Here is an 8,520-nt window from a genome sequence, read left to right as displayed (position 1 = left end):
CGGTCTTGGGGTTTGAGAAAGTGGTTCTGGCGGGTTGGTCTGGTGGTGGGTCGCTGTCGCTCTTCTACCAAGCCCAAGCCGAGAAGCCGACAATTGAGGCAACACCTGCGGGCGATTTGGTTGACATCGTGGGGGCAGGTCTGATCCCGGCAGATGGGGTGATGCAATTGGCCGCCCATGTTAGCCGAGCCATCACCTTGTCGGAGTGGATCGATCCGGCGATTGTGGATGAGCTCAATCCGGATAAGCGCGATCCTGCTTTGGATATTTATGCGGCAGATGCCCCCCATCAGCCGCCCTATTCGGAAGCGTTTCAAGCCACGTATCGGGCAGCCCAACGTGCGCGTATCGCCCGCATCACGGCCGATGTGCGCCAGAGGCTGGAGGACTTCAAAAAGCGGGGTGAGGTCAATCGCGAGCATTGCTTTGTTGTGCATGGCACAATGGCGGACTTGCGCTGGTTGGACCCGTCGATTGACCCCAATCAGAGGCGGCCGAATTGGTGTTATATGGGCGATCCAAAGACCGTGAATATGAGCCCAGCGCATCTGGCGCGCTATTCAAGCCTGCGGTCTTGGTTGTCGCAATGGTCTGAGGAGAGCCGGGCCGATGGCCCTGCTTGTGCCGCCCTTGTAACGGTGCCGGCCCTTGTGGTGGAAAACTTGGCCGATGATGCCTGTACGCCCTCGCACGCGGCGCGCATCCGCGCTGGCTTCACCCAAGTCACGCCGCGTTTCCATGCCATCGATGGGGCCACGCACTATTATCTGGGTCAACCCGCCAAGGTCGCCGAAGCGGTCACCCATATCCAAAGCTGGATGGAGGAAAACGGATTTATATGATGATTAGCGCTGCTTGCGCCACGCCATCCAGATACGGAAAATCTTTGGACCTTCGACCAAATAGCGTCGCCATAACTTCTGTGGCTCGTCTAGAAGGCGGAAGAGCCATTCGAGGCGCACCTGTTGCATCCATTTCGGGGCACGCTTTCGGGTGCCAGACAGGAAGTCGATGGACGCACCGACGCATAAGCCAATCCCGATGGCCTTGCCTTCTTGCTGGACAAGGCGTGCGAGGATTTCTTGCTGGGGAGAGCCAACACAGAAAAAGGTGAAGCGGGCCGGATTGGCTGCAACAAAAGCTGCAGCTTCGTCCATCGCAGCTGGATTGGTGCGCAAGCCGAAAGGTGGTTCATGCCAGCGCAGATTGGTTAGGCCATAGCGGGTCCGAACCGTTTCGATCACATCTTGTGTGCCACCGATCACGACGACGGTTTCCGCCGGATCAATGCAGGTTTCAAATAGGGCTTGTGTCAGATCCGACCCCGGACAAGCTGGCAAAGATAGGCCGGAGAGATCTGCCAAAGTCTCTAAAATCCGGCTATCATTCACATTTGCCCAAGCGCTTTCATAAAGCCCAAGCAGGGTGGGCTCGCGCTCGAGCCGAACAAGGTGATCCACATTCGGTGTGCAGAGATAGACAAAGGCTTGCTTCGCACTTCCAATTTCTTCGACCCGCCGCAGAAGGCTTTCAGGGCTAAAGCCCGAGAAATGGACCCCCATGAAATCTTGGTCGCGGCCGTCGTGGCGGCGATCTAGCAGAAGCGTGTCCTCTGCAAGATCGGCAGAGCTGCCTTTTTCATGCGGAAAAGCTAAATTTGTCATAGTTCTAACTCGCAGAAACTTCTTTCTAACCAATTACGCCCAGAGAAAATCAACCTTAAATATGCAAAATTCTGCAGATACCTGTCTTGATAATTACTAAGGGTTGTGGAAAATGGGTCTTGTCCTTGAGTGGTAGGGTCCCATGCAATCCCAACAGGTGCAGCAAATCCTAGATGTGGCGGGAGACCTCTTCTTCGAATATGGCTTCTGGAACGCGAAAGTGAGCGACATTGCTGCACGCAGCGAAATCTCAACGGCCTCTATCTATAAAGCATTCGAGTCGAAGGACGCTTTATTCCGCGCTGTTTTGGCGCGAGGCCTAAACCGACTGAAACTTTTGACCAAGCCACTTCCAGAGGACGAAGATCCAATCAGTCAGCTTATGCAGGCCTCTGCGCGCTACCAAGATTTATGCGCGTCTCCTCTGCTTCGAGATCTCCTCCGCGCACCGATTGAGCATAATTCTATCCCCTTGACGTTTAGACGCTCGATGTGTCGCCAAATCCGCGCTGCGCTCGAAGGAATTTGTATGCCTCCACTGCAAGCTTGTGGCGAGGCTGGTTTGCTGGACCCCGATCGGCTCAAGGATGCCTTTCGGCTTTTAAGCGCCTATATTGAGCACCAGACTCTCTGGTATGGTCTTTTGGTCAGCCCGACAGTCAAAAATCCGATTGGGCACGAACACGTGGCTGAAGAGGCGGTTAGAATTACGCTTTCGGCTTATCCACCAAGGCGGGACGAGGCGTCTGCCCCTTTCGACGGCGATCCTCAAAGCGTTGTGGTGACACCGCTGAGATCACATCGCGCTCCAAAGGACTAGGCTCGTGGCAGGCAAGAGATGCGACATGTTCGGCAAGCCAATGGGCGGTCGTAAAGCCGCGTGAACCCAGAGCACCCAAGACAAAAAGGCCGGGTCCGGCCTCGCCCATTTTCGGCAAGGCAGCTCCGGCCAGCGGCAAACGGTCCTTCGCCGCGACCCGCACACTGGCCCGACCAGTGGCTGTGGCGAGCTCAATCCGGCTTGCGAGAGTGGAAGCAATTTCTGATAAGGTTTCAACGTTCTGGAGATGGCCTGCTGGCGTTACGACCGGCTTATCTTCCCGAGAAAGATCCCACGGATCAAAAGTCGCGCCAAACAATAATCGGTCGTAAAAGGCCGCGGCATAGGGGCCACCTGCTAATGCTATTTCGGGTAAAGGCCCTTCGATTTGCGCGAGGCTGATCTGACCTGCGCGCCCCTCTAGCTCTGTGGAGAGGCTGACAAATCGGTCAAGCTTCGGACCTGTCGCAACCACGCAAATCGGTGCCGATGCCACGACAGCGCCCGTCTCGGTAAGGGCCTGCCAAGTGCCTGCCTCAAACCTTAGGGCGGACACAGAGACTGGATGACGTGTCGCATTACCCATAAGGCGGGGTAAAAGGCGATCAGGATAAACCAGACCCCCTGTCCGATGTAAGAGGCCCCCACCTTCTAGCCCATCTAGGAGTTCCGGCGGGAAAGGTGGATCTTGCGCCAAGTCACCCAATCGCAATCGATCTCGATCATCCCCGGGCAATTCTTGCACTTGGGTTTGCGCAAACACATCATTCTCGAAGCTTGCGTAGAGGCGTGTGGCATGCAGGTAAGCCGCGCGGAAGAAGCGCGCCTCGCGCGTGTCGCCGCGATCAAGCCGTGGCATAACCAACGCGGCCGGGTTGCGGCTTGCCATGACCTGACCACAAGGATCGGCCTCTATCAGATGGACTTCTAGGCCACGTTGGGCGAAGGCGTGGGCGGCAGCCGCACCGCCAATACCGCCCCCGATCACCAAGACAGAGCTTGGCTTAGCCGGAATATCCGCCCGTTGGCCGGGCCAAACAGCTTCAAGTCGTTGTCGTTTTGAGCCAAAGCCCGGCAAACGCGCAACCTCAAAACCACAGGCCTCGAGGCTACGACGAACATGGCCCGCCACGGAATAGGTCGCAACACGGGCACCCGGGGCTGAAAGGCGTCCGACCTCTTGGAGAAGCTCCGGCGACCACATGTCTTCATTTCGGCTTGGCGCAAACCCATCTAGGAACCAAGCGTCTGCTTGAAAATCCATGGCCTGTAAGCTGCGCAATGCGGGCCCGATCAGAATAGTCAGGCAAAAGCCATCTGCCTCAAACCAAATGCGTTGATTACTAAAGGCTCGCACCGCCCAGCTGGCCAGCAATAGACGCGATAATTCTGCAAGTTCAGGCCAATGGGCATGGGCCTTTGCGGCATGCTGGGAAGCCATAAGGAAAGCTTCGGTCGTGATAAAGTGCAGAATCTGACCAGGAGCCCGGGTCCTACGCCACAAGTCCCACGTCGCCAAAACATTCAGGCCCGTGCCAAAGCCGAGCTCTGCTATGGTGAATACGGGCCTCTCCGCCCAAGCTTCGGGCAGCCGACAACCTTGCAGAAAGACCTGACGCGTTTCTTTCAGACCATCATCGCGAGAGAAATAGCTATCTCTGAAGGCCTCACCTAAGATGAGGCCCGCTTCGTCAAAGGAAATGTCCGGTTCGGGAGGCAGGCGAGAGGAAGGCTTGGTCACGATACTCCGGCGCTCCCTATTCATCCATCTGCCCGTTTTAGGCCCCTCAACGCAAAAAGGCCGCCCATTGGGCGGCCTTTCGCGCAACTACTTTCGCTCAAGCGAAAGTAAATGACTTACTTCTTTTCTTCGGTGACTGCGTTCACAGCTGCACCAGCAGCAGCGTCAACTGCGTTGGTTGCTTCGGTAGCTGCGGCGTCAACTGCGTTGGTTGCTTCGGTAGCTGCTGCGTCAACAACGTTAGCTGCTTCGGTAGCTGCTGCGTCAACAACGTTAGCTGCTTCAGTAGCGGCTGCGTCGACGGTGTTGGTGGTTTCAGCTGGCTTGCCGCATGCGGAAACGCCGAGAACTGCAACAACTGCTGCTGCTGCGAAAAGCTTCTTGAGCTCGATCATTGTATAATTCCTTCTTTGCCCTGAACGCCTCGTCTCGGGCGCAGTGACGGGTTCATTAGAAGGTGTCTCGTCATGAAGCAATAGCGTTACATCAGCAACTTTTGCTAAGTCTGCCATGCAATTTCGCCGTAACAAAGGCGTGTCCATACCCGCAACGGCATAGCTGCTACGGGTAGAATTCTTTGCTAACTAAAAGCAATATCAATTGCTTATGGTTAAACGACGGACGCGGTTGACCCGCAACATATGTCGAAATCGCCAGATGTAAACTAAGTTTTTCTGACGATTTCGATCACTTATGCGTCGTTGGGCATATTGTTTAGCGCTTCTTCCAACTTAGCAAAGGATGGCGCAAGCGAGCTTGGAACGCTGCCACGACCAATTTCTACAGACACCTGCGCCGCATTGCCGTGTAAGTGGGCAACCAGAACATCCATGATGATTTTGTAAAATTGGTGTTCTTCATCCAGGACCTGAACCAAGCGTGTCGCCATTGGGCCCACAATGCCATAAGCCAAGAACACGCCCAAGAAAGTACCGACGAGCGCTTTACCAATCATGCCGCCCAAAACAGCCGGCGGCTCAGTGATCGCGCCCATGGTCTTAACGATGCCCAACACCGCAGCCACAATCCCCAACGCGGGCAGACCGTCTGCCATGGCTTGCAACGCATGGGACGCGCTATGGGCCTCGTGATGGTGCTTTTCCAATTGCTTTTCCATCGCGGCTTCCACCTGATGGGGGTCATCCAAGTTCATGGTCATCATGCGCAAGGTGTCGCAGATGAAGTCCGTGGCGTGGTGATCCTTCAAGATCTTGGGATAGCGTTTGAAGATTGCGCTTTCTTCAGGCTTTTCGATGTGGGCTTCTAAGGCCACAACGCCTTTTGCCTTCATGGTTTTGGTCAACGCAAAGAGCAGGACCAGCAGATCCTGATAGTCTTGCGCTTTCCATTTTGGTCCGCCCGCGATCTTGCCAAGACCAGCGCCCGTGGCCTTGATGGTCTCAAGGGAGTTACCGATCACAAAGGCACCGATGGCGGCACCGAAGATCATCATAAATTCGAGAGGTGCTGCATGGATAATCACGTCAAAGTGGCCGCCTGCGAGTGCGAACCCACCAAAGACCATGCCAAAAACGATCAGAAGACCGACGACGAGAAACATAGTGCGAAACCCATTCTGGAGTAATCGAGAGGTGCAAAGCCGCACCGGACACTCAAACTACTTGGCGTTACCCATACAGGAGAAGACTTAACAGGCGGTGCAAAAAAGGTTTTTGAAGTCTTTCCAAGATTGATCAAATGCCGAATTTACTTGGCCTTTGTCGAAAAACATCGCATGGAAACGGGACCCGTCGTGGCCTTGGCCTTCTCTATCTCGACTTCAAAATATTCTAAACGAGCGCTCGCCCAATGGCCGAACAAAGTCCAAAACTAGAGGTGCCAAAGCAAACTTACCGACTTTTGTTCGCCTGTCTGGCCATTGTCGGGATTGGCAATTCGATGCTGTTCGCGGTTTTGCCGCCCATCGCGCGCGAAACCGGCATGCCGGATTGGTCTGTCTCAGCAATTTTCACTTTGTCTGCAGTACTCTGGGTGCTGACTAGCCCTATTTGGGGTCGGATGAGTGACCGCAAAGGCCGCAAACCCATGATTGTGATGGGTTTAAGCGCCTATGCGCTTTCAACGGGTTCCTTCACAGCAATTGCCGCCATCGGCTTGATGGATCATTTCCATTGGCTCACGCTGTTCCTCGGCTTGGCAACGGCACGCTTGATTTTCGGAGCTTTTGGCTCCGCAACAAATCCTGCCGCTCAGGCCTATGTTGCCGATACTACAACGCCGGAAATTCGCACCCGCGAGATTGCTGCCGTGACATCGGCCTTCGCCTTTGGTTCGGCCGCTGGCCCGGCACTGGCTGCAGGCATGATTGCCAATATGGGGCTGCTCGCTCCGCTTTTTGCAACCACAACCCTCGCAATCATTGGTGCCTTATCTGCACGATTTTTTCTGCCAAACATCGAAATCTCCCCAGCGGCCAAGAAGTCGGCAGCACCATCTTCCGTTTGGCGCTTGGCGCTCAACCCTTCCGTGCGGCCTTGGTTGATGTTTGGCGTCGCCTTGTCGGCGGTGACGGCTGTGATGTTTCAACAGGTCTCATTCTATTTCATAGACCGCCTAGGCGTGAGTCCGCGTGAAGGCGCAACGCTGACAGCCGTCGCCCTAGCGCTGGGGGCAATGTCTCAGATTATTGCCCAATTGGTCTTGATTCCGCGGCTTAGCCTCTCGCCCCGTGGGTTGATCGTCTGGGGCTGCATCATCACCGGGGCTGGAGCCGCCTTAACCGCACTGGGCGATAGCTTTGGGACCCTTTCAGTCGCGCAAGCCTTGGTGGGACTGGGCTTTGGCTTGGCTCGTCCAGGCTTTACCGGTGGCGCGTCACTGGCAGTTAGCCAAGATGACCAAGGCAGTGTCGCGGGCCTTGTCGTAGCAGCAAATGGCGCAGGATTTGTGGTCGCCCCCATTTTCGGCGCGGGCCTATATGCGCTTGTGAGCCATCAAGCGCCATTTGTGCTGTGTGCCTTGGTGCTCTTCCTATTGGCGGTCTATGGCCTAACCAGCAAGCAATTGGTGGGTGCGCCCATGGAGGAAAGCCCACCAGATCAACCCGGGGTATAGGCTTCAGAGTTTAAGCTTCCGCCTCTAACCGCTCCATGTCTGCATCCGACAGGCCCCTATGATGGCCGATCTCGTGCACCAAAACGTGGCTTACCATATCTTCTAAGCTGACATCGCCGCGAGCGCGCCACTCATGCACGATAGCGGCCCGATAGAGCCAAACTTCCGGCGGCGGCAAGAAGCCCGAGTTCGCCAAATCCGCCCGCACACTGGCACCACGATAGAGGCCAGCTAACTGTAATGGATGGCTCAGGCCCAAGCCACGCAATGTGGCAGAGTCCGCCCCTTCAGCTACCCGAAACACCACCCGCCCGCAGGCAAGGCGGAATGGCTCTGGCAAGCGCGCAAACGCTTCTTCTGCCAAAAGGGAGAGATCGTCGAGGCTGGGTTCACGCGGGTAGGAAAAAGCGAATTGCTGCATCAGGTCGATATGGGGACGACGATGGGCTCGTGAAAGAGGCTAGCGGATTCCCGACAGGGCCAATTCGGCACGCGATGCCGCAGCCGTCACAGCCGCCGTAGCCGCTGGGGCGTCAGGGATAGTCACGCTGGGGAATAAAGCGACCAAAGCGGCCATATCTTTTGCCAATTGCGCCGTGCGCTTTTCATCCTTGCCTGCCAACTTGCTCTGCGCGGCTTTAAAGGCCTGCTCAGCGGCCAAAACCGCGCCGTATGCATGCTGATATTCGGTGGGGTCATTGCCATCTGGGTGGACAACACCGCTATAGAGGCCGGACGCGATGCCCAGCATTCCTTTAATCACATCAGTATCAGAGGCCGCCGCACTGGTTTGTGCGGCTTGGGTCACTTTGAAGGCTTTGGCAAAGGCTGCTTCAACTTCGGCCTTGCTCTTTTTGCCATCAATCGCTGCGACGACAGCGTCATAGGCGGGCTTCAAATCTTTGACTTTTGTATCGAGTTCCGCCGCATCTGGCTGATAGACTTCCAAAAGCCCTTGGGAAATCAAGATCGAGGCTTCATCCACTTGCCCGGCAGCAAATGATTTCTGCGCAATCAGCAAGAAGCCACTCAAATGCGTGACGCGCAGGCCAAGCCACGAAGCGGCGTCGACATTGGAATAAGCGTTTGCAGCACCTGCCTCACCACTCTCCCCACCTGCACTGGCAGCCGCCGGAGCGGGAGCTGGTTTTGCCCCTTCGCCTTCACCTTCACCGGCTTTGCTGGAAGCAGCGGCCTTCTCACCATCGGCTGCTGAGGTT

At 55.9% G+C, this 8,520-nt stretch carries 9 protein-coding genes; 3 read left to right on the top strand and 6 right to left on the bottom strand.

The window, feature by feature from the left end; translation table 11 throughout:
* The coding region (locus tag IOB61_RS10650; RefSeq protein WP_290816204.1) for an alpha/beta hydrolase at nucleotides 1-842 on the top strand (842 nt) is incomplete at its 5' end.
* A gap of 3 nt (nucleotides 843-845) precedes the next feature.
* Here IOB61_RS10650 and IOB61_RS10645 read toward each other — a convergent pair.
* Nucleotides 846-1,664, bottom strand: a complete 819-nt coding sequence (locus IOB61_RS10645; RefSeq protein ID WP_290816201.1) for a WecB/TagA/CpsF family glycosyltransferase — start codon at nucleotides 1,662-1,664, stop codon at nucleotides 846-848.
* A gap of 142 nt (nucleotides 1,665-1,806) precedes the next feature.
* Here IOB61_RS10645 and IOB61_RS16850 point away from each other — a divergent pair, with 142 nt between their 5' ends.
* The gene (locus IOB61_RS16850; protein WP_367272840.1) at nucleotides 1,807-2,484 is read left to right on the top strand and encodes a TetR/AcrR family transcriptional regulator; all 678 of its coding nucleotides are present in this window, start codon (nucleotides 1,807-1,809) and stop codon (nucleotides 2,482-2,484) included.
* Here the strand turns inward: IOB61_RS16850 and mnmD are convergent.
* From mnmD to motA, 3 genes are all read right to left on the bottom strand, one after another.
* Complete coding sequence (gene mnmD / locus IOB61_RS10640; RefSeq protein WP_290816198.1) at nucleotides 2,372-4,225, bottom strand: tRNA (5-methylaminomethyl-2-thiouridine)(34)-methyltransferase MnmD; 1,854 nt, start codon at nucleotides 4,223-4,225, stop codon at nucleotides 2,372-2,374. The two genes, IOB61_RS16850 and mnmD, sit on opposite strands and share 113 nt — an antisense overlap.
* A gap of 116 nt (nucleotides 4,226-4,341) precedes the next feature.
* Nucleotides 4,342-4,737 (bottom strand): hypothetical protein, encoded by a 396-nt coding sequence (locus IOB61_RS10635; protein ID WP_157893707.1) that lies wholly within the window; start codon nucleotides 4,735-4,737, stop codon nucleotides 4,342-4,344.
* Nucleotides 4,738-4,916: 179 nt separating this feature from the next.
* The gene (gene motA, locus IOB61_RS10630) at nucleotides 4,917-5,786 is read right to left on the bottom strand and encodes a flagellar motor stator protein MotA (RefSeq protein WP_085340623.1); all 870 of its coding nucleotides are present in this window, start codon (nucleotides 5,784-5,786) and stop codon (nucleotides 4,917-4,919) included.
* A 248-nt stretch (nucleotides 5,787-6,034) separates the two neighbouring features.
* Between motA and IOB61_RS10625 the strand changes: the two genes are divergently transcribed.
* The gene (locus IOB61_RS10625) at nucleotides 6,035-7,300 is read left to right on the top strand and encodes an MFS transporter (protein ID WP_290816195.1); all 1,266 of its coding nucleotides are present in this window, start codon (nucleotides 6,035-6,037) and stop codon (nucleotides 7,298-7,300) included.
* 10 nt (nucleotides 7,301-7,310) lie between these two features.
* Here the strand turns inward: IOB61_RS10625 and IOB61_RS10620 are convergent, their stop codons facing one another.
* Together IOB61_RS10620 and IOB61_RS10615 are read right to left on the bottom strand one after the other, a co-directional pair.
* Entirely contained in the window at nucleotides 7,311-7,721 is a 411-nt protein-coding gene (locus IOB61_RS10620; RefSeq protein WP_290816192.1) for a metallopeptidase family protein, read from the bottom strand.
* Nucleotides 7,722-7,760: 39 nt separating this feature from the next.
* The coding region (locus IOB61_RS10615; protein ID WP_290816190.1) for a hypothetical protein at nucleotides 7,761-8,520 on the bottom strand (760 nt) is incomplete at its 5' end.

The sequence above is a fragment of the Aquidulcibacter sp. genome (assembly GCF_020253525.1).
Lineage (GTDB): Bacteria > Pseudomonadota > Alphaproteobacteria > Caulobacterales > Aquidulcibacteraceae > Aquidulcibacter.
The sequence above is the reverse complement of the archived record's forward strand: the minus strand, read 5'-3'. Positions and strand labels throughout refer to the sequence as shown.